This is a genomic window from Aeromonas sp. sif2416 (assembly GCF_019218665.1).
GTDB classification, from domain to species: domain Bacteria; phylum Pseudomonadota; class Gammaproteobacteria; order Enterobacterales; family Aeromonadaceae; genus Aeromonas; species Aeromonas encheleia.
The window spans coordinates 1-22725 of the sequence record NZ_JAHUXC010000007.1; the positions used below are offsets into that span (position 1 = coordinate 1).

General features: G+C 60.8%; 15 protein-coding genes. 3 read left to right on the top strand and 12 right to left on the bottom strand.

The window, feature by feature from the left end; all coding sequences use genetic code 11:
• The 7 genes from KW821_RS13855 to KW821_RS13885 all read right to left on the bottom strand — a co-directional run.
• A partial coding sequence (locus KW821_RS13855; protein WP_256353484.1) for a retention module-containing protein occupies positions 1–2330 on the bottom strand: 2330 nt, incomplete at its 3' end.
• 268 nt (positions 2331–2598) lie between these two features.
• Positions 2599–4524: an EAL domain-containing protein gene (locus KW821_RS13860; RefSeq protein WP_218291861.1), complete on the bottom strand. Its 1926-nt coding sequence runs from the start codon at positions 4522–4524 to the stop codon at positions 2599–2601.
• 3 nt (positions 4525–4527) lie between these two features.
• Entirely contained in the window at positions 4528–5247 is a 720-nt protein-coding gene (locus KW821_RS13865; RefSeq protein WP_042654727.1) for a transglutaminase-like cysteine peptidase, read from the bottom strand.
• 148 nt (positions 5248–5395) lie between these two features.
• Positions 5396–6727: a TolC family outer membrane protein gene (locus tag KW821_RS13870; protein ID WP_042654726.1), complete on the bottom strand. Its 1332-nt coding sequence runs from the start codon at positions 6725–6727 to the stop codon at positions 5396–5398.
• A gap of 35 nt (positions 6728–6762) precedes the next feature.
• The gene (locus KW821_RS13875) at positions 6763–8172 is read right to left on the bottom strand and encodes an HlyD family type I secretion periplasmic adaptor subunit (RefSeq protein WP_042654725.1); all 1410 of its coding nucleotides are present in this window, start codon (positions 8170–8172) and stop codon (positions 6763–6765) included.
• Positions 8165–10309 (bottom strand): type I secretion system permease/ATPase, encoded by a 2145-nt coding sequence (locus tag KW821_RS13880; RefSeq protein WP_218291862.1) that lies wholly within the window; start codon positions 10307–10309, stop codon positions 8165–8167. Before KW821_RS13880 ends, KW821_RS13875 begins: the two co-directional genes overlap by 8 nt.
• Positions 10310–10682: 373 nt before the next feature.
• Complete coding sequence (locus KW821_RS13885) at positions 10683–11627, bottom strand: TIGR01212 family radical SAM protein (protein ID WP_218291863.1); 945 nt, start codon at positions 11625–11627, stop codon at positions 10683–10685.
• 613 nt (positions 11628–12240) lie between these two features.
• On the opposite strand from KW821_RS13885, the gene gltB reads away from it, so the two are divergent.
• Positions 12241–16698 carry a glutamate synthase large subunit gene (gltB, locus tag KW821_RS13890; protein ID WP_218291864.1) on the top strand — a complete coding sequence of 1486 codons (4458 nt, stop codon included), beginning with the start codon at positions 12241–12243 and terminating at the stop codon, positions 16696–16698.
• Between the two features lie 12 nt (positions 16699–16710).
• A complete protein-coding gene (locus KW821_RS13895; protein ID WP_218291865.1) occupies positions 16711–18126 on the top strand; it encodes an FAD-dependent oxidoreductase in 1416 nt (471 codons plus the stop codon).
• A gap of 95 nt (positions 18127–18221) precedes the next feature.
• On the opposite strand, the gene KW821_RS13900 is transcribed toward KW821_RS13895, so the two are convergent.
• From KW821_RS13900 to soxR, 4 genes are all read right to left on the bottom strand, one after another.
• Positions 18222–18983: an amino acid ABC transporter ATP-binding protein gene (locus KW821_RS13900; protein WP_218291866.1), complete on the bottom strand. Its 762-nt coding sequence runs from the start codon at positions 18981–18983 to the stop codon at positions 18222–18224.
• Positions 18980–19636 (bottom strand): amino acid ABC transporter permease, encoded by a 657-nt coding sequence (locus KW821_RS13905; protein WP_218291867.1) that lies wholly within the window; start codon positions 19634–19636, stop codon positions 18980–18982. The genes KW821_RS13900 and KW821_RS13905 overlap by 4 nt, the downstream gene beginning before the upstream one ends.
• Before the next feature lie 57 nt (positions 19637–19693).
• Complete coding sequence (locus KW821_RS13910) at positions 19694–20467, bottom strand: amino acid ABC transporter substrate-binding protein (RefSeq protein ID WP_218291868.1); 774 nt, start codon at positions 20465–20467, stop codon at positions 19694–19696.
• 301 nt (positions 20468–20768) lie between these two features.
• Positions 20769–21227, bottom strand: coding sequence for a redox-sensitive transcriptional activator SoxR (soxR, locus tag KW821_RS13915; RefSeq protein WP_218291869.1), 459 nt, complete (start codon positions 21225–21227; stop codon positions 20769–20771).
• 72 nt (positions 21228–21299) lie between these two features.
• Here soxR and KW821_RS13920 point away from each other — a divergent pair, with 72 nt between their 5' ends.
• Entirely contained in the window at positions 21300–22280 is a 981-nt protein-coding gene (locus KW821_RS13920; protein WP_218291870.1) for a questin oxidase family protein, read from the top strand.
• On the opposite strand, the gene KW821_RS13925 is transcribed toward KW821_RS13920, so the two are convergent.
• Positions 22277–22711: a protease gene (locus tag KW821_RS13925; RefSeq protein ID WP_218291871.1), complete on the bottom strand. Its 435-nt coding sequence runs from the start codon at positions 22709–22711 to the stop codon at positions 22277–22279. The genes KW821_RS13920 and KW821_RS13925 overlap by 4 nt on opposite strands.
• Between the last annotated feature and the right edge of the window lie 14 nt (positions 22712–22725).

A 22725-nucleotide genomic window follows, 5' to 3' on the forward strand; every position in this document is an offset into this window, starting at 1 on the left:
CTCAGGTTGGAGCCCGCCGTCAGCGCCTGGGTCGCCGCCTTGCTGTTGTCCAGCACATAGGTCCAGGCGCCGGTGGTCGGATTTTGGGTGAAGGTACCGTAGCTGCCCAGTGCAGCAACCGCAGCACTGTTGTCATGCCCGCTCGCACTCCAGCCCACAAAGACCGCCGGGGTGTCGGCACCCACGGTGTCGTTGCCCAGCACGTTGCCACTCAGGCTGCCGGCCACATCCTCGGTGGTGGTACCGCCCGCGTCGTTGTTGGCCGTCGGCGTATCGTCAACGATGCGCACTATCAGCTGGTCACTGGCACTGGTGCCACCCACCCCGTTCACCCCGATGGTGATGCTGTCGTCAAACCCGGTGGGCGTCGCCCCCAGCTTGCTGTCGTTGTCGATGGTCGCACTCAGGGTGTAGCTGTAGTTCACCGTCCCACCACTGGCCGTGCCCACGTAACTCAGCAGCGTCAGCACCCCTTCGCCGGTATTGACCGTCTGGCTGCCGTTGAACCCTTGCACCTGGGCCAGGGTGTAGCTGGTCCCCCCTATCACCACCGTCAGGATGCCGTCCGTGGCCGACACCGTGAAGCTGCCACCCACCGTCTCGCTGTTGGCCGCCGCATCAGAGCCATTCGGATTGAGGCCAGATTCGTACACCAGGTGATCCGGACCCGTCGTCGCCGCCGTCACCACGCTGGAGCTGTCATCCGCCCCCTTGATGTTGATGGTCAGCTTGGCGATGCTCTCATCCCCGTCCGCATCCTTCATCGTGTACCAGACGTCGTAGCTCAGGTTGGAGCCCGCCGTCAGTGCCTGGGTCGCCGCCTTGCTGTTGTCCAGCACATAGGTCCAGCTGCCGTCGCCATTTTGGACCAGCGCGCCATAGGTGTTCAGCCCGGCCAGGGCCGCACCGTTGTCATGCCCGCTCGCACTCCAGCCCACAAAGACCGCCGGGGTGTCGGCACCCACGGTGTCGTTGCCCAGCACGTTGCCGTTCAGGCTGCCGGCCACATCCTCGGTGGTGATGCCGCCCGCGTCGTTGTTGGCCGTCGGGACATCGTCCAGGATCACAGCGTCCAGGCTGCCGCTGGTGCTGTCACCATCGCTGTCCGTCAACACAACATTGAAACTTTCGGTCAAAGCGGGATCAGTAGCAGGTTGAGTGTGAGCCTCGTTATCGCTCAGGGTATAGTCATAGGTGACACTGCCAACCCCGGTCACGGGGTTGTAGCTGATGCCAGTGACCAGCAACTGATTGCCCAGAGGGCTGGGGATCGCCTGCGGGAAACCGCTGATGACCTGACCATTGCTGATAAGCGTGACGCCACCCAGCGTCAGGCTCTGGACACCGTCCGCCGCATTGAAGGTAAAAACACCACCCTGAGTCAGGATCGCTGCGTTGGGGGCACTGCCATCCACCAAAGAGGCTTCATTCAGGACAAGTTCACCACCGTCGGCTTGCAACCCCCCCAGGGACACGGGCTCATCCACCGGGGTGATGGTGATAGTCAGGGTCGAGGGATCCGTCCCAGCACCATCCGTCACTATGTAATTGGCAGGAGGCACCGGGCCCGTATAGTTGAGGGCCGGGGTAAAGGTGTAGGATCCGTCGGCATTGATGATTAATGTACCGATCCCATCCAGGGTTGTCGCGACGCCAGCCTGAATGCCGATGCTGTTGCCCCAGCTATAGGAAACGATCGAGGCGTCAAGAGGACCGTCCGGGTTGGTGCTGTTGGTCAGAAGATCACCACTGATGGCCTGCTCTTCCGGGGTGGTGGCTGATTCATCCTGATCGTCCAGCTCACTCTCAGGCAGGAGATCATCTTCCTGCAGCAGATCCTGCACCGTCAGGGCATCGTGGCCGGTATCAAACCCGGCGGCGGCTATGGTCGCATCACCGATCCGCTCGATCGTCACGAAACCACCGTTACCGCTGGCCCCGGCGACCCCGCCAATGCCACCGCCGCCACCACCGGCGGCAGGAGCGCCACCCGCAGCTGAAGCCTCGAAGCTCTTGGTCGGGTCAACCCCTTGCAGAATGGATTGTTGCAAGGCCGCAATTTCTGGAGGGAGGTTGCTGTTCTCGGCCGATGATGAGGGTTGCCCTTCGGCCGGTATATCTGTCTCGGCGGGGGCGGCTGCGGCCTGCCCGGGGTTGTCATCGTAGGGTGCCAACATCAATTTCGCATCGTCGGCAATATTGAGCTTGGCGCCCGGTTGTAATATCTCGCCAGGCTGGAGAGGACGGCTGCTGCCATCGGCAAGCAGAATCTGAACATTGCCTTCCACGGAAGAGACGACGACGGTTTTGTCGATGATTTGGGTGCGCATATCCATTGCTCCAGAGTGACAGATCTTGATGGATACACCTTAGATAGGTCCCCGGTACGTTTCAGTTGCAAAAAAGTACAACATTGAATCTGTTCAGCTCCATCCGATGCAGCGAATCGAACAATGTTTTTTTACACAACCAAATCAATAAATTAACAAGGCCTCTTTTGGATCTCGCATTGATGTGCTGTAGGGAAATGGCCAGACTTATTCTAAACGGGTATAAAAAAAGGCCCGCATTGGGGCCTTTTGGGGAACGATACACCGCTTATGACAGCGGGAACGCCGGATGGACGAAGCCCTGATAACCGTCGATGTGCAGTTTGGAAAGCACTTCAACCTGCTGCTGATCTTCCACACGGGTGGCAATGGTGGTGACGCCCGCATTGTGTGCGGCACGGCAGACGGCCGCCAAGAAGGAAGTGTCGGCACCCGGCTCCATGACTTGGCTGGTATAGCCATGGTCCACCTTGACATAGGCGGGTGACAGCTCCTCCAGATAACCGAGGGACTGGAAGTGGCGACCGTAGTGATCGACCCCCCACTGGAAGCCATGCTCCTGCAGCACATTCACCAGGGCGGTCACCTGCTCCTTGTGTTTCATGATGGCGGCCTCGGGAATTTCGAACAGCAAGTGTTCTTTCAACTCGGCATGCAGACCCAGATACCCCCTCAGCCACGCCAGGAATTCATCGGAGCAGAGGGAGCCTGCCGTGATGTTGACGGCCAGCACCAGATCGGGTTGCTGCCTGAGCAGTGGGGCACATGCCTCCAGCACCGCCTGATCGAATTCGCCACCCAGCTTGAACTGCTCGATGGCAGGCAGGAACTGGCCGGCAAAGTAGTCGGTTCCATCACGGGAAATCGAGGCGAACAACTCGGCGTGCAGACGCACCCCGTTGTCGAAGCGGCAGGCTGGCTGCGCCTTGAAACGCCACAGGTTCCGGGCGATCGCGTCCTGTACCAGGTCACGCCAGGCCAGACGTCCCATCAGCCCTTGATCCGCCCCCCCTTCCATGACGACGGCGCCGCGCCGCTCGTTGCGTGCTTTGCCAAGCGCATTGTCAGCCTTGGTCAACAGAGCGGAAAGATCGTCATCACCATCACGACCGGCGATGCCGATCACGGAGAGCGCTCCCGCCTCACCCATGGGATTGACGACCAGATCGGCGATGCGGTTATTGATAAGCTCCGCCAGATCCTTGAGTTGCGACAGATCATCGGTCGGGCAGAGCAAGGCATACTCGGTGGCCGAGATACGGGCCAGCGCCGCCCCATCCCAACCCTTCAGCAACTCTTTCAGAACCTGGGCGATGGACTTGACCATGTTGTCCCGCGCGGCAAAGCCCTCTTCACGGTACAGATCATCCAGCATGTCGACGGCCACCAGCATGACGCCACCCTGACCAGCCTCGGCGATCCAGGCATTGACCTGGCCGACGAAATAGGAGCGGTTACCGAGCCCGGAGACGGCATCCACATAGACCCGTGCTCGTAGGTTCTCGGCCTCGTCAGCCTGCTCCTTGAACTGCAGCGCCAACTTGCTGGAGAGGGTATTGATGGCCTGCACCACCTGCTTCAGTTCACGGCTTTTTGGCTCGGGGATCGCATGCCCGAAATGGTGCAGCTCTATCTCGACCGCCTGATCGCAGATAAGTTTGAGCGGCTTGAGCAGGTAGTTGAGCGCCCGCATCAGCAGGATGGTGGTGAGCAGGAATCCGACCAGGAACCAGGTCGCCAGCTCGCTCATCCCCTTCCAGAGTTCGTAATAGGCTTGCCCCGGGTGACCCACGATCTTCAGCTTGCCCAGCTGCAGCCAGCCCGAGGTCAGAATAGATTCATTGGATACCTCAGGAAACAGACCCAGTTCGATGAACCACTGCGGCACTCCCTGGATATCGCTGCTGTTCTCGAGTTCGATGACATCCTTGGACGCCAGCAGATCCAGCCGCACCAGCTTGTAGTAGCCGCCGTCGAACACGGCCTTGATGACGGATTCGGCACTCACCTTGTCCCCGTTCTCCAGATAAGGCGTCAGCGCCAGACCCAGTGCGGTGGAGGTATTGATGACGGTAGTTTCCTGCTGCTGTGCCAGATAGTTGCGAGTCGAATTGAACTGCACCCAGTAGGTGGCAGCAAACAGCAACCCGAACAGTAACAACATGGTTGCCAGTAATTGTCTGTAGAGCGTCATAGGTTAATCATCCAAATTCACCACAGGCCGAGCCAATCGCCCTGAAGTCATGCGATTGCGTAAATCAGTCCATAATCCCAAGCGTGATGACTGTCCGGCCAGTTCCCCTTGGCCACGCGCCTTCATCAACCACAAGTGACTACCGTTAAAGCTGTAAATAGGCATCAGATCCGCCCGCTGGCTGGCCGGGCGAATGGCACCGACGAGATTGTCCAGGATCAGAGGGACAGATGCGGGCGTCTCATAATAGGCAACAACCATATGAAACTGGTTATAATCCAATGCCTTGACATATACCATTCGCATTTTTTCATCCGGAATGCCCAGTTCCAGCAACGTAAAATACTTGGAAATACTGAAATCTTCACAATCACCACCGGCGGCCCCCAGAAATTCCAGCGGGGTCGCCCAGTAATCTTTCTTGCGCCACAGCTTGATATCATCGATGAAACGCATCTGGTTGAAAAACTGGTTCACCTTCTCCAGTTTCTGCCGCTCCGACAGGCCGGCGGCCTGATTCTGTACGGCCAGCGTTCGCCAGCTGGTGACCCGTTTGCCTGCACGGGCGCCGTAAGTTTGCTCCGCCCTTTGCACCAGTTTGAGATCGTCGGATGACAATGGTTGGCTGGCACACAGCAGCAGGGGGAGCGAAAGCAGACACAACCACAGCAGATGGCGCAGCCAACGCAGGGATGGGCAGATGCACCAAGCCGGCCAGGGCATCTCACACGCGCTTGCCTTCCACCACAATGTCACATCATTCCCCTGCGGCATTCATGATTGTTATCTGTTGAAAACTGAAAGCGGAAAGGAATGACTGCAGCAAGCTGCAGTCATTCCTCGCTTCGACATCACGTCAGCGCGATCGCCATCAGTTGTTGTTGGCCTGCCAGTCGGCCGGCTGCTGCACGTTCATGGCATTGAGCAGCCCCCCCATGGCATTGAGGATGCGGTAATCCGCCAGCAGGGAGTCATACTCGGCCGTGATGTAGCTGCGGCGAGCCTCGAACAGTTCGTTCTCCGTGTTCAGCACGTCCAGCAAGGTCCGTTGGCCCAGACCGAACTGCTTCTTGTACGCCTGCACTGTGTCATAGCTGGCGTCCACGTGCTCTTTCAGGAAGACTTTCTGCTTGGCCAGTGACTCCTTGGCGTTCCAAGCCAGGCGAGTACCCTCTTCCACCTGGCGGAAGGCATTCAGGTGGATGTCTTTTGCCTGAGAGTAGAGTGCCGAGGTGGCCTTGCTTTCGGCCAGATCGGAGCCGCCACGGAACAGGTTGTAACGCATCCGGACCATGGCGGTCAGGTCATCGTTACGGCCCTTGACCGCATCTATGTCCTCATTCCAGTTCTGATCCACTTCGAAGGCCACGTTCGGATAGAAACCGGACTTGGAGCCTTCATGCTGGTACTTGGCCTCTTCGATGTCCTGCAGGGAAGAGAGCAGGGTCGGATGTACCTCGGTGGCCGTCTTCAGTGCATCCTCCAGGCTGGCAGGGATCATCTGGGTATTGGGCGCCGGCTGCACCAGATCCTTGGGCACTTCATTCACAACCCGGATGAACTCACTCTCGGCATCCCGATAGTTGTTCTCGGCCGCGGCCTGGTTGGAGTAGGCGCGTGCGACACGACCATCGATCTGAGTCTGGTCGGCGGTAGAACCGAGACCTGAATCAGTCCGTTTCTGGATGTCGCTGCGGATCTGCTCGTGGGTTTCCAGGTTCTGCTTGGACAGCTCCAGGATCTCCTGCTGACGCAACATGTTGAGATACACCTCGGCCGTACGCAGTGCGGTGTTCTCCGCTTCGGAGATCATGGCCAAACGCTGGGCATTGGCTGCGGCATCGGTCCGGGCTACATTGCTGCTGACATCGAAGCCGTCAAACAACATCTGGCGCAGGCTGATCCCGGCCTCTTTGCGGGTCATTGAATCATCGATGGTCTGTGAGTTGTTACCCGCAGCACGGGTCGAGGGGCTATCGGTCTTTTCATAACCGACGCCACCCCGCAGATCGATGGTGGGGTAGTAGCCGCCCTTGGCTCCATCGTGCTGGTACAGTCGCGCCTGATAGAGATCAAAAGCTTCCTTGATTTTCGGATGGGTAGCCAGTGACTGTGCCACTGACTGTTCCAGTGTTTGAGCCTGGCTCAGGCTCGGAAACAGTGCTGCGCCACTAACCAGCATGGCAACAATCGTCTTCTTCATGTTATCTCCAGTCATGTTGTTTTTAGATTGTTGGCTTATCGTTCTCTCAGTGCCGACTGCTTAGCCCGCAGGATGGGCTTTAGCAAATAGTCTAGGACACTTTTTTTACCAGTAATAATATCTGCACTGGCTAACATACCGGGGATGATGGGAAGTGCGTTAAGCTCATCCCCCAAGTAACTCTTCTCGGTGCGGACCCGGACCAGATAGAAGGAGTTGCCCTCTTCATCCTGGATCGAGTCGGCACTTATCTGTTCGACCTTGCCATGTAAGCCTCCATAAACGGTGAAATCATAAGCGGTTATCTTGACTACGGCCTCCAGCCCAGGTCGCAGGAAGGCGATATCCTTGGGCGAGACCTTGGCTTCCACCAGCAGGGTATCTTCCAGCGGCACTATCTCCATCAGATCCATACCAGGCTGGACAACCCCACCCAGGGTATTGATCTTGAGCTTCTTGATGGTGCCCTTGAGCGGCGCAATCACGCTGGTCCGATCGACCCTGTCTCGCAGCCCGACCTGCCCCTCGGACAGCTGGCTTAGTTTTCCTTGCCGCTCGTTGAGATCGGTCTGTGAATCGGCGCGGAACTTCAGCGCGATATCGTTGCGCTTGGAAATGGTCTCCCGCAGCACCGAGTTGAGTTTGGGGATGAGCAGGCGATTGGCCTCAAGCTCCCCCTGCATCTCGTTGACCTGTCGCTCCAGCTTGATCAGTTCAACCTGAGGCACTATCCCCTCCTTGGCGAGGGGGCGGCTGATGTTCAACTCCTGGCGAGCCAGATCCACGCTGCGCGCCACCGTTCTTATCTTGGCATTGAGCTCTATGGTTTCCTGCTCTTTCTGCTCGATCTGCTGGCCGAGGATATAGAGCTGGTTGTTCAGGTTATTGAGCCGCTCATCCTGGACCGATTTCTCACGCGTCACATATTCGGCGAAGACGTTCTCGAACCCGTCGGGGAAGACGATGGGCTTCTTATCGATGACCACCTGCTCACGCCAGCCGAGATTGGGTTCGCTTTTGACCACCACGCTCTTGATCTCGGCACGCAGACGGGCGATGTCGCCCTTGAGGATCACCAGCTCCTGTTCACGCTCGCGAAAGTCAGACTTGAAGCGGGTGTCATCGATGCGCAGCAGCGGTTGCCCCTTCTCGACTATGTCCCCCTCCCTGACGAAGATCTCCTTGACGATCCCCCCTTCCAGGTTCTGGATCACCTGCAGCTGGCGTGACGGGATCACCTTGCCCTGACCTATGGTGACCTCATCCAGCTCCGCCCAGGCGGCCCAGATGATGGCACTCATGAAGAACAGGAAGCAGGACCACAGCAGTGCCCTGGCCCGGGTCGGCGTGGTCAGCAGAACGGCGGCGGCGCCATCGTCGACATACTCGAGATGCTCTGGCAGAACAGCGTCTGGTGCCGTTTTCTTGAACCAGTTTTTAGGCATTGGCCGTCTCCTGCATTCGCACCTTGCCTTCCTTCAGTTGTTGCAATACCACGTCTTTGGGCCCATCGGCCACTATCTGTCCCTGCTCCACGACGATGACCCGGGAGGCGACGTCCAGCATGGAAGTCTTGTGGGTGATGAGGATCAGGGTGGTCTCCGGCCCCAGCCGTGCCAGTTCCTGTTTCACGTGCATCTCCGACTGGTTATCCATATTGGAGGTCGGCTCGTCCATCACCAGTATGGGGGGATCGTTGAGCAGGGCACGGGCCAGCAGGATCGCCTGACGCTGGCCACCGGAGAGCTGGCGTCCGCCCTCACCGATCTGTCTGTCCAGGCCATTGGGATCCCGGTTGGTAAAATTGGTCACCCCGGCACGCTTGGCCGCCCGCAAGACGCGCATGTCGTCCACCAGCGGGTTGCCGAGCATGATGTTGTCTCGCACCGAGCCAAAGAACAGGGTCACATCCTGCGGCACACAGCCGATGTTGCGGCGGATGGCCGCCGGCGGCAGCTGATCCAGCTCGAAGCCATCGAGCCGCACCAGGCCATCAGTTGGGCGATACAGCCCCATCAACAGCTTCTCCAGCGTGGTCTTGCCCGCCCCGATCCGGCCTATGATGGCGACCTTCTCACCCGGCTCGATACGCAGATTGATGTTGTGCAGCGTGCTGCTTTCCATGCCCGGATATTTGAAGGAGACGTTCTCGAACTCGATGCGGCCCAAGATAACGGGGTGATGGATGTATTGTTTGCCCTCTTCCTGCTCACCCGGCGTCATCATGATCTTCTCCAGGATATCCAGGGCAGACTTGGCCTGGTTGTAGCGGGTGGAGAGGACGGAGAGTTGCACCATGGGCGCGATGGCCCGGCTCGACAGCATGACCGCGGCGATCATGCCCCCCATGGTCACCAGTCCTTCCGAGATCTGGTAGACCCCGACGATGACCAGGCCCACGGTCACCACCTGCTGGATGTAGCTCGCCAGAGACGACATGGAGTTGGTGATGCGGCGGGTCTGCACACCCCAGGTGGAGATGTGGGACACCGCCTGCTCCCAGCGATGCTGGAACATGCTCTCGGCACCGAAGATCTTGACGGTCTCAAGGCCGGAGATGCTCTCGATCAGGTTGGCGTTCTTCTGGGAGGCAAGGCGGGAGCCCTCCTCGATGGACTGTTTGAGCGGCTCCTGAATATAGAAGCTGTACGCCACCAGGATCAGCATGGCGACGATGGGCACCACCACCATGACACCGGCGAAGAGCCAGATGATGAACAGGAAGAAGATCGCAAAGGGCAGGTCAATCAGGGTAGATACGGTGGCCGAGGTAAAGAACTCCCGCACCGATTCAAACTCCTGCAGATGCTTGGCGAAGGCCCCCGTCGAGGCGGGACGGGACTCCATCTTCATCCCCATCACCTTGGCGAAGATCTTGGCCGACAGCAGCACATCGGATTTCTTGCCGGCGATGTCGATGAAGTAGCTGCGCAGCTGGCGCATCACGAAGTCGAAGGTAAACACCACCATGGCGCCCACCGCCAGCACCCAGAGCGACTCGAACGCCAGGTTGGGCACTATCTTGTCGTAGACGTTCATGGTGAACAGGGGGCTGGCCACCGCAAACAGGTTGATGAGGATGGAGGCGATCAGCACATCCCGGTAGATGCCCCGGGATTCGAACAGGGTGCTCCAGAACCAGTGACCGTCACGGGTCTCCAGCACCTTGGGGGAGCGCTCATCGAACTTGAACTGCTTCTTGACGAAGAACAACCGGCCATTGTATTCGTCCCCCAGCTGGGCCAGGCTGACCCACTGGGCCGCATCGCCGGCCTGGGGAAAGACCACCCTGCCCTGGGTCCTGTCCTCATTCCACTCCAGCAGGATGCAGGCGCCGCCGTTGTGGGTCTGCAGCACGCAAGGCAGCAGCAAGGAGGAGATGTTCTCGAGTGGCTGGATCACTTCACGGGCAGAGAGGCCGCCACGCTCGGCGGCGCGGGAGAAGAGCGCGGTACTCAGGCGACCGGATACCAATGGCAATCCCGTGGTCAGGGCATCCTGACTGTTGGGCACGCCATAAAAGCGGGTCAAGAAGACCAGACATTCCAATAGCTCATCGATACGGCTAGTTTCTGCTTGCATAGCATCCTGTCAAAACATGATTGAGACGGTTGTCGCGGGGAAATATCGCCATCCTGATTATGCCGACAACCTCTTGAATAACAGAGCAGGGATCCCGTCACCGAAAGCCGACAACCAAATTAGCGCACAGGGCAATGACGTCACTCGTCATCGCCAGACCCAAATACCATCAAGCCGGGCAGCGATGGTCCATGCTCGGCGCCCGATGACGATGAGAATGCGACATCAAGTGCAAGAACCTCTGTCCGGTTAGGAAATAAAATTATTGATGACAATATCTTTTTCAAGCCGACCATCATATCAAGGCGACTTGAATGAAACTATACTGCAAAGACTGAATTTCATCTAATAACCCCCTGTTTTTTTAATGAAATTAGAGTGACAACTCATTAACGCCGGCGAGCGAGAAGGGTCTGCCAAGGCGAGATCCCTGGGCTCCAGAGCGGGCCAATTCGCTGGCAATGCCGGCCATCGCCGTCCAGCGGTTTTCACACCAGACCGGTGCCAACAGGGTCGGACGACGGGCCGAGGCCGAGATGCGGTGATAGACCACCTCGGGCGGCGTGTGCTGGATCATGGCGACCGCCGCCTCCACATACTGCTCCAGCGTCAACACCTCGAGGCGCCCCGCCTGCCAGGCCTTGCCGAGGGTGCTGCCTTCCACTACATGGAGCGGATGCAGTTTGATCCCCTCCACCCCCGTTTCTACGATGCGATGCAAGGTGTCCAGGCTGTCCATGGGGACCTCCCCCGGCAGGCCGACGATCAGATGGGCACAGACCTTGATGCCACGGCTATGGGCCCGCTGGACCGCATCGGCATAGGCGGCGTAGCCATGGCCCCGGTTGATGCGCTGCAACGTCTTGTCACTGGCGCTCTGCAAGCCCAGCTCCAACCACACCTCATAGCCTCGAGCCTGGTAACCGGCCAGCAGATCCAGCACCGCATCCGGCACGCAGTCGGGGCGGGTGCCGACGCAGATCCCTACCATGTCGCTGACCGACAACGCCTCCTCATACATGCGCTGCAGGTATTCCACCTCGGCATAGGTGCTGGTATAGGCCTGAAAATAGGCGAGGTAGCGTTTGGCCCGGGTGACCTCGTCCCGGCGGGCCAGCAGTTGCTGCACCACGGAGAGCTGCTGGGCCGACTCGTCGGCGAAGGAAGAGACGTTGCAGAAGGTGCAGCCACCGCGCCCCAGGGTGCCGTCTCTATTCGGGCAGGTGAAGGCGCCGTGAATGGAGAGTTTGTGGATCTTCTGGCCGTGCCGCTGCTTGAGATCCTGGCCGAATGTATTGACGAGTTCGTGTAACTGCATGACACCTCCGCTAAAGGGGCGCCATTGTACGGGCGGGAGCCAGTCGGGAGGCTGAGCTGGATCAAGCGAAGCCGGGAACCAAAAACATATAAATATTCATCATATACCGAATAAGTATCCGCCAACTGGGGGTTCAGGGTACTTTTGGAAACCATTACGTCGACATGCATGATGAGAGAAAAGCCAAGATGGATCTCATAACTATATGTAAGACATTGAAATTTCTTCAATAGCCCGCATGGAGATAAATGCAAGATGAAGAATGCCGAAATGTGATCCCTGCCAGACCTCATGACCCAGGGTTGGTAAGATTACTACAGTTCACCGGCACGATGCAGTCGACCACTAAAGCCAAAGTTATCAGCACAAAAAACCACAAAATATAAGATATTAAGATTTTTATTGAGATAAATCCCCCTCGACACTCTAAAACCAACATTTTGTTATGACGATGTAACATTGCAAACAGCCGGGATGTGTAATTGACCTTGCCTGAAAATCCCATTAGTTTGGAGATTCGCCACCTCAGGCGGACGGAACCACAAGAGCCAATCGCAATTTATGCAATCTGTTGATGACAGTGCGATGGAAGGCCGAGCAAGGGAGAAATGCAATGTCACTATATGATCCAAAGCTGGAGAGGGATAACTGTGGCTTCGGCCTGTTGGCCCACATGGAAGGGGAAGCCAGCCACAAACTTGTCCGTCTCGCGATGTCAGCCTTGGCTCGCATGCAGCACCGCGGCGGCATCTCCGCCGATGGCAAGACCGGCGACGGCTGCGGCCTGCTGCTGCAAAAACCGGACAGCTTCTATCGGGCTGTCGCCGAGGAGAAGGGATGGCACCTGGGCCGCAACTATGCGGTCGGCATGCTGTTCCTGAACCCGGACCCCGTCCTGGCCCAGCAGACCCGCGACATCATCGACGAGGAGCTGGAAAGAGAGACCTTGAGTCTGGTCGGTTGGCGCAAGGTGCCCATCGATACCAATGTGCTCGGTCCCATCGCCAAGGCCTCCCTGCCCAGCATCGAACAGGTCTTTGTCAACGCGCCGCCAGGCTGGGTCGACAAGGATCTCGAGCGCCGCCTCTATATAGTGCGCCGCCGCATCGAGAAGCGCATCAGCGACGACTACTTCTATGTGGTCAGCCTCTCCAACCTGGTCACCGTCTATAAAGGGCTGTGCATGCCGGTGGATTTGCCGCGCTTCTATCTGGATCTCGCCGACATCCGCATGCAGGCCGCCATCTGCGTGTTCCACCAGCGCTTCTCCACCAATACCAGCCCGCGCTGGCCCTTGGCGCAACCCTTCCGTTATCTCGCCCACAACGGCGAGATCAACACCATCGCCGGCAACCGCCAGTGGGCCAAGGCGCGCAGCTACAAGTTCGCCACCCCGCTGATCCCTGACTTGCAAGAGGCGGCCCCCTTCGTCAACACCACCGGCTCCGACTCCTCCAGCCTCGACAACATGCTGGACCTGTTCCTGGCCGGTGGCATGGACCTGTTCCGCGCCATGCGCCTGCTGATCCCGCCCGCATGGCAGAAGCACCCGAATATGGATGACGATCTGCGCGCCTTCTATGACTTCAACTCCATGCACATGGAGCCCTGGGATGGCCCGGCCGGCATCGTCATGACCGATGGCCGCTACGCCACCTGTGCGTTGGACCGTAACGGCCTGCGCCCGGCCCGCTACGTCATCACCAAGGACAAGTTCATCACCCTCGCCTCCGAGGTCGGCACCTGGGACTACACCCCGGACGAGGTGCTGGAGAAGGGCCGGGTCGGCCCGGGCGAGCTGTTCGTGGTGGATACCAGCAACGGCAAGGTGTGGACCAGCTTCGAGATCGATGACGATCTCAAGAGCCGTCACACCTACAAGCAGTGGATGGACAAGCACTGCAAACGGCTGGTGCCGTTCGAGCAGATGGATGACGCCAGTACCGGCGCCCGCGAGTTCTCGGACGATCAACTCAAGACCTATCAAAAACTGTTCGGCTACTCCTACGAGGAGCTGGATCAGATCATCCGCGTGCTCGGCGAGAACGGCCAGGAGGCGGTGGGCTCCATGGGGGATGACACCCCGATGGCGGTGCTCTCCTCCAGCCAGCGCACCCTGTATGACTACTTCCGCCAGATGTTCGCCCAGGTCACCAACCCGCCCATCGATCCGCTGCGGGAAAATCACGTCATGTCGCTGGCCACCTGTATCGGCCGCGAGCAGAACGTGTTCAACGAGACCTTCGGCCACGCCCACCGGGTGCTGTTCCAGTCGCCGATCCTGCTCTACTCCGACTTCCATCAGCTGCTGGCGCTGGAGGGGGAACACTACCGTCATGCGGTGCTGAGCCTCAACTACCAGCCCGAAGAGGGGTTGGAAGCTGCGCTCAACCGCGTCTGTGAGGAGGCCAAGGCCACCGCCCAGGCCGGTACAGTGTTGCTGATCCTGTCGGATCGGGACGTCAGTGCCGATACCCTGCCCATCCCCGCCGCCATGGCGGTGGGCGCGGTGCAACGCACCCTGGTGGACAACAACCTGCGCTGCGACGCCAACATACTGGTGGAGACCGCCAGCGTGCGCGACCCGCACCACTTCTCGGTGCTGCTGGGCTTTGGCGCCACCGCCATCTACCCCTATCTGGCCTACGAGACCATCGCCAAGCAGGTCGAGGAAGGCGTGCTCAAGATGAGCCTGCGCCAGGCCATGCTCAACTACCGCAACGGCATCAACAAGGGCCTCTACAAGGTGATGTCCAAGATGGGCATCAGCACTGTGGCGAGCTACCGCTGCTCCCAGCTGTTCGAGGCGGTGGGTCTCTCCCAATCCGTGGTCGAGCTGTGCTTCCGCGGCGTCGCCAGCCGTATCCAGGGCAGTGACTTTGGCGACATCCAGCAGGATCAGGTCAACCTGGCCCGCCAGGCCTGGTTGGCGCGCAAGGAGCTCACTCAGGGCGGCCTGCTCAAGTTCGTCCACGGCGGCGAGTATCACACCTACAACCCGGACGTGGTGCAGACCCTGCAAGTGGCGGTGCGCTCCGGCAACTACGCCGATTACAAGGAGTACGCCCGCCTGGTGAACGAGCGGCCGGTGGCCACCCTGCGCGATCTGCTCGCGCTGAAGAAGGTCGACAACCCGGTCGCGCTGGATCAAGTCGAGCCTGCGGCCAAGCTGTTCCCCCGCTTCGACTCCGCCGCCATGTCCATAGGCGCGCTGGGGCCTGAGGCCCACGAGGCGCTGGCGGTGGCCATGAACCGGCTCGGCGGCAAGAGCAACTCGGGCGAGGGTGGCGAAGATCCCAAGCGTTTCGGTACCGAGAAGAATTCGCGCATCAAGCAGGTGGCATCTGGGCGCTTCGGCGTCACCCCCCACTACCTGATGAATGCGGACGTGGTGCAGATCAAGGTGGCCCAGGGCGCCAAGCCCGGCGAGGGTGGCCAGCTGCCCGGTGACAAGGTCACCGCCCAGATAGCCAAGCTGCGTTACTCGGTGCCCGGCGTGACCCTGATCTCGCCGCCGCCGCACCACGACATCTACTCCATCGAGGATCTGGCCCAGCTCATCTTCGACATCAAGCAGATCAACCCGGACTGCCTGGTGTCGGTCAAGCTGGTGTCCGAGCCCGGCGTCGGTACCATCGCCTGTGGCGTGGCCAAGGCCTATGCCGACTTCATCACCGTCTCCGGTTATGACGGCGGCACCGGCGCCAGCCCGCTCAGCTCGGTCAAATACGCCGGCTCCCCCTGGGAGCTGGGCCTGGCCGAGACCCAACAGGCCCTGGTGGCCAACGGCCTGCGCCACAAGGTGCGGCTGCAGGTGGACGGCGGCCTCAAGACCGGCCTCGACATCATCAAGGCGGCCATCCTCGGCGCCGAGAGCTTCGGCTTCGGTACCGGCCCCATGGTGGCGCTCGGCTGCAAATACCTGCGTATCTGTCACCTGAACAACTGCGCCACCGGCGTCGCGACCCAGGATGAGAAGCTGCGCCGCGAGCACTTCACCGGCCTGCCGGAGATGGTGATGAACTACTTCAAGTTCATCGCAGAGGAGACCCGCGAGCTGATGGCCCAGCTGGGGGTGACCCAGCTGACGGATCTGATCGGTCGCACCGATCTGCTGGAGGCCCTGCCCGGCCTCACCGCCCGTCAGGCCAAGCTGGATCTCTCCGGCATCCTGGCGAGCCCGGTGGCACCGGCAGGCTCCAGCCTGTTCAGCCAGCAGCACAACCCGACCTTCGACAAGGGGCCGCTCAACCTCAAGATGGTGGAAGACCTGCTGGAGGCGGTCGAGCACAAGTCGGGCGGTGAATTCCGCTACGACATTCGCAACACCGACCGCTCGGTGGGGGCGCGCCTGTCTGGCGAGATCGTCAAGCGCCACGGCAACCAGGGCATGGCGTCCGATCCGGTTCGGGTCCACTTCAACGGCACCGCGGGCCAGAGCTTCGGCGTCTGGAACGCCGGTGGCCTCGAGATGATACTCACCGGCGACGCCAACGACTATGTGGGCAAGGGCATGACAGGCGGCAAGCTGGTGGTCAAACCCCACGTCGGCGTGGCGTTCAAGTCCCACGAGGCGGCCATCATCGGCAACACCTGCCTCTACGGCGCCACCGGCGGCAAGCTCTACGCCGCAGGTACCGCGGGCGAGCGCTTCGCGGTGCGCAACTCCGGCGCCCTGGCGGTGGTCGAGGGGATAGGCGACAACGGCTGTGAATACATGACAGGCGGCATAGTCACCATACTCGGCACCACGGGCGTCAACTTCGCGGCGGGCATGACAGGTGGTTTCGCCTACGTGCTGGACGAGTGCGGCAACTTTGCCAAGCGCACCAACCCCGAGCTGGTGGAACTGCTGGACGTGGCGGATCTCGCCATCCATCAGGAGCACCTGCGCGGCATCATCACGGCGCACCTGAACGAGACAGGCAGCTCGCGCGCCGAGGAGATACTGGCCAACTTCGACTCCTATGTGCCCAAGTTCAGGCTGATCAAGCCCAAGTCCAGCGACGTCAAGTCCCTGCTTGGCCACACCAGCCGCTCTAGTGCAGAACTCAGAATCCAGGCGCAATAAGGAGGGAACCCTATGAGCCAGAACGTATTCCAGTTTATCGATGTCCAGCGGGTCGACCCGCCGAAGAAACCGCTAAAGATCCGCAAGATCCAGTTCGTGGAGATCTACGAGCCCTTCAACCAGGCCCAGGTCGGCATGCAGGCGGATCGTTGCCTCGACTGCGGCAACCCCTATTGCGAGTGGAAGTGCCCGGTGCACAACTACATCCCCAACTGGCTGAAGCTGGCCAACGAGGGGCGCATCCTGGAGGCGGTGGAGCTCTCCCACCAGACCAACAGCCTGCCGGAGGTGTGCGGACGGGTCTGCCCGCAGGATCGGCTGTGTGAGGGTGCCTGCACCCTCAACGACAGATTCGGCGCCGTCACCATAGGCAACATCGAGAAATACATCACCGACAAGGCGTTCGAGATGGGCTGGCGCCCGGATCTCTCCAAGGTGGTGAAGACCGGCAAGCGGGTCGCCGTTATCGGCGCCGGCCCGGCCGGGCTCGCCTGCGCCGACGTGCTGGCACGCAGCGGTGTCAGCGCCGTGGTGTTCGACAAGTATCCGGAGATCGGCGGCCTGCTGACCTTCGGCATCCCCTCCTTCAAGCTGGAAAAAGAGGTGATGCAGCGCCGGCGCGAGATCTTCGAGGGCATGGGGATCGAGTTCCGCCTCGAGACCGAGGTGGGCCGGGATGTCACCTTCGCCGATCTGCTCGGTGAGTTCGATGCCGTCTTCCTCGGGGTCGGCACCTACAAGTACATGAAGGGCGGCTTCGAGAATGAGACGGCGCCCGGCGTGTATGACGCCCTGCCCTACCTCATCTCCAACGCCAACCGACTGTTGGGCTTCGAGAAGGCACAGGCCGATTACATCGACTTCGCCGGCAAGCAGGTGGTGGTGCTCGGCGGTGGCGATACCGCCATGGACTGCGTGCGCACCGCCATCCGTCAGGGTGCGGACAAGGTGATCTGCGCCTACCGTCGCGATGCCGAGAACATGCCGGGCTCCAAGCGGGAGGTGAAGAACGCCCACGAGGAAGGGGTGGAATTTATGTTCAACCTGCAGCCCATCGGCGTGGAGCTCGATGCCCAGGGCCGCACCTGCGGCATCAAGGTGGTGAGCACCGAGCTCGCCGCCCCCGATGCCAACGGCCGTCGCAATCCGGTGGTGATCGAAGGCTCCGAGCGGGTGCTGGCCGCCGATGCGGTGGTGATGGCGTTCGGCTTCCAGCCCAACCCCCAGCCCTGGATGGCGGAATACGGCATCGAGCTCGACAACCGAGATCGCATCAAGGCCCAAGAGAAAGCGGATTATGCCTTCCAGACCAGCAACCCCAAGGTGTTCGCCGGTGGCGATGCGGTGCGCGGCTCGGATCTGGTGGTGACCGCCATCTACGAGGGCCGCAAGGCCGCCGAGGGGATCATGGACTACTTGGCCGTTTAATCTGCCATCCAAGGTTCACCTCCCCCAGGAAAACAGCCCCGCATCTGCGGGGCTGTTTTTTTGGGTGGCTAACCACCCGTTCACCACGACGGCCGCTAGATGCTCCAATTCTCCGGCAACCGCTCGGTCAGGGTGGAGATGTATTCGAAGGTGCGTGCCCGCCTGGGGGTGGTGAACATCTGGCGCGCGCTGCCCGCCTCCACTATCTCCCCCGCCTCGAGGAAGATCACCTGCTGCGCTATCTGGGCCGCCAGGCGCAGATCATGGGTGGCGATCAGCATTGTGGTGCCTTCGCGGGCCAGCTGGCGCAGCACGGCCACCACCTCCAACGCGAGTTCGGGATCCAGTGCCGAGGTAGGCTCGTCACAGAGCAGCACCTTGGGTGACTGGGCCAGTGCCCGCGCGATAGCGACCCGCTGCTGCTGGCCACCGGAGAGGGTGGCGGGCACAGCCTCGGCCTTGTGGCTGAGCCCCACCTTGTCGAGCAACAGCACACCACGCGCCACCGCCTTGGCCTTCGGCCACTTCAGCACCGTCACCAGGCCTTCGATCACGTTCTCCAGCACCGTCATGTGCGGAAACAGCTGGAAGTTCTGGAACACCATGCCGGTCTGCTGGCGCAGGCTCAGCACGCTCTGGCGCGGCAGGTGATGGGAGAAGTCGAGTTCGATCCCCCCCAGCACCAGTCGCCCCGCATCCGGCCGCTCCAGCAGATTCACGCAGCGCAGCAGGGTACTCTTGCCGCTGCCGGAGGGACCGATCAGCGCGGTGACGCTGCCCGCCGCCAGCGCGAGACCGACCCCCTTCAGCACCCGCTGGCCGCCAAATTGCTTCTCGATACCACTCAACCGGATCATGTGACGACCTCCCGGGTCTCTTTGTGGGTCAACTTGCGCTCCAGCCAGTCTTGCAGGGTGGAGAGCACCGAGCTGAACAGCAGGTAGATGATGGCCGTCTCGGTGTAGAGGATGAGCGGCTCATAGGTGACGGAGGCGAGCCGCTGGGCGGCCTGGAACAGCTCGGGCACCGTCACCGCCGCCGCCAGCGAGGTGTCCTTGACCAGCGAGATGAAGGTGTTGGAGAGCGGTGGCACCGCGATGCGCGCGGCCTGTGGCAGTATCACCCGCCACATCACCTGGGGCCAGTTCATGCCGATGGCGTGGGCCGCCTCCCACTGCCCTTTCGGGATCGCCGCCAGGGTGGCGCGGATGATCTCCGAGCTGTAGGCGCCGATGTTGAGGGTAAAACCGATGACCGCGGCGGTGAAGGCATCCAGCACTATGCCGGCGCTCGGCAAGCCGTAGAAGATAAGGAACAGCTGCACCAGCAGCGGAGTGCCCCGAATGAGCCAGACATAGAAGCGGACCAGCGCAATCAGGGGGGCCGGGCCATACAGCCTTGCCAGTGCCACCAGAAATCCAAGCAATATTCCCAGCACGAAGGTGATCAGCGTCAGTGGCACGGTAAAAATAAGCCCCGCGCTGAGCAGGGGCCAAAAAGAGTCGATCATTAACTGCAACCAGGCTGGCACGTTAATTTCCTCGATTGTTATTATGTTGCCGCGATATTATTGCGAGACGTCAGTGCCAAAATATTTCAGCGATATCTTTTGATAGCTGCCGTCTTGCTTGGCGGTGCGCAGCGTCTGATTGATGGCGGCCAGCAATTCCGGTTGTCCCTTGGCGAGCAGCACGGCCGATTGATCCCCCTTCGTCTCGGTTGCCGCCACCTTCAACTTGGCATCCGGCTTCTGTTTCTTGAAGTCCAGGTAGGAGAGACTGTCGTTGATGGTGGCATCCACCCGCCCGCTCAGCACCAGCTCCAGCGACTGGTTGAAGCCCTCGGTGGTCACCACCTCGGCCCCCGATGTCTTCGCCAGTTGGGCGAAGTTGCTGGTCAGGGACTGGGAGGATTTCTTGCCCTTCAGATCCGCGAAGCTGTTGATGCTGCTGTTGTCGCTGTGCACCACCACCACCGCCTTGGAGGTGATATAAGGATCTGAAAAATCATATTTTTTCAGCCGCTCCGGGGTGATGGCCACCTCGTTCAGCACCAGGTCGTAGCGCCTGGCATCCACCCCGGCGATGAGCCCATCCCACTTGCCTTCGACGAAGTCCGGCTTGACCCCGAGACCGCTGGCGATCAGTTCGCCGATCTCCACATCAAAGCCCACCAGCTTGCCGCTCTTGTCGTGATAGGTGAACGGAGGGTATGCGCCTTCGGTGCCTATCTTGATCACCCCGGCACTCTGGATAGAGGCAAGACTGGATTGGGCCTCGGCCGAAGTCATTACGGCCAGGGGAAGCGCGGCCAATAAAAACAGGGATCGCAAATGTTTCATTATTTACCTCGTTATATTTATGAGCATCCAACTTCTTGCCAAGGATAATAGGATGAAGCCATGTGATTATTATTCAGGGCTCCCGACGCCATCGTAATAACCCGATATTGATGCGGTGTTGACGGCATGGACAAAACATAACGCGGGGGGTGCCGTTATCGAACCATGAAATATGGCGATATTAAGCAAGATAATGACTAACGAAGATGGCGAGGGGATGGGTCAACAAATAGGGATGGGCAAGTACGGGGGCCTCGGCGCACCAGATGCCGAGCCAGCGTTCATGTTTATCATCTTCTGATCACTCGCCGGATGGCGGCACATCCCCCAGTAGATAACGGGGGCCGGCGCCCTGCCCGGCGGCCTGATCGGCAGGGTTGTAGAGGGCGCAGCGATCGAGTGACAGGCAACCGCAGCCGATGCAGGAGGTGAGCTTGCGCTTCATCTGCAACAGGGCCTCGATGCGCCGATCCAGCAGCCCCTGCCACTGACCGGCGATCCGCTCCCAGTCGCCGCGATCCGGGGTGCGGCCATCGGGCAGCCCGGCGAGCGCCTCGCCAATCTCGCCCAGGCTCAACCCCATCCCCTGCGCCACCCGGATGAAGGCGATGCGACGCAGGGCATCCTGCGGATAGAGGCGCCGCCCGCCGTCGCTGCGCACGCTGACCAGCAAGCCCCGCTGCTCGTAGAAGCGCAGGGCGCTGGCATTGACACCTGAGCGTTTGACTATCTGGCCTATGGCCAACCACTTGCGCTGCATCTTCATCCTTGACCTCAAGTTAGCTTTAACTTGCACAATCCTGTCTCCCCTCACAAAAGGAGTCAAACGATTATGGATTATCTGCATGCCCTGCTCGATGCCAACCAGACCTTCGCCCTCAATGGCCGGGACACCACCAACCACTGCCCCATGGCGCTGCACGCCCTGCACGAGATGGGGGCCAGTCCCCAACAGTTGCAGCACTTCTTCACCCATTGGCAGACCACCCAGGCCCTGCCGGCCAGGGTGAACAATCAGGGCGAAGAAGCGGAGACCCTGTTCGTGGAGCTGCGCCAGCAGCTGGTGCTCCGCTTCGCCAAAGAGGGCTGGTTGCCCAGCTTCGAGGCCCTGCTGGCGCGGCGCTGCTCACCCGCGGGGGGCGCCTTTCACCCCCTCATCCGCTTCGCCTGCGCCCTGGAAAATGGCCATCTGGGAGAGCAGGCGGCGGCGCTGGCCGCCTGGCAGTGCAAGGCCCTGATCCTGCCTGCCGGGGAAGGGGCGCCCTGCCGGGACGTCACCCGCCTGCTGGCCGGGCTGTCGGCCCACTGGGAGGGTTCGCGCTGGCAGGGAGAGTGGATCACCGCGCGCCTGCGGCAGGTGGCGGCGGATCCGCGCTGGCCAGGCTCGCTGCCACGCAGCCTCGATGACGGGCAAGATGTGCTGGCGCAGCTGGCCGAGGCCGCCCTGCCCCTCTACTGGCAGACCCGCAACTTCACAGTGCTGCACCTGATGACCGGCAGCCGGGCCGCTGCCATAGTCGCGCGCCACCTGCCAGAGGCGCTGCAAGCCCCCTGGCAAACGCTGATGTGGCAGGGGGTGGCCGCCGCCTACATCACGGTCGGGGCGCCGGCGCTGCACGCTCAGCGCTGGCCGGATACCACAGGGCTGGATTGGGAGCTGGTGCTGCCGCGGGCGCTGGTCAGCCTGGACGATCATGTGATCAAGCTGGTGCACTGCTGCTGGCGGGAGCGGGCGCGCTCGCCCCATTATCTGGCGGTCGCCGCCCGCGCAGTGGGGCTGCTGAACACCGATGCCGGGCGCAGCGCCGCCTAGGGCGCGGCGATACGGCTAAAGCTGATGGCGGGGCAGCTCGGCGCCACCCCCTGGGTCAGGGTCAGTGGCTGGGCGCGGTAGCTGAGGTGATAGACTCCGGGACGTGACAGGTCGTAGACCTGGGTCAGCTCCACATCCGCCCGGCTCTGCTGGCCGGCACCCAGGATGAAGAAGTCGTCGGCGCCGGGGTTGCCCCGCTTGGCGAGCGGCCCCCTGTAGGCCACCGGCCGATCCGCCAGGGTGAGATCGATGGCATCGGCGAACCATCCCTCGAACGGGGTGAACCAGCTCAACACCTCGATGGGCCCCTCCCCCTGGTTGGTCAGGGTCATCACCAGGGGCAGCGGCTCGTTCACCCGGCTTTCGGCCTGCACCGACAGCTCGCACCTCAGGGGGGCGAGCGCGAGCGTGGTCAGCAAGAGCGTCATCATGGCGCCTCCTTCCT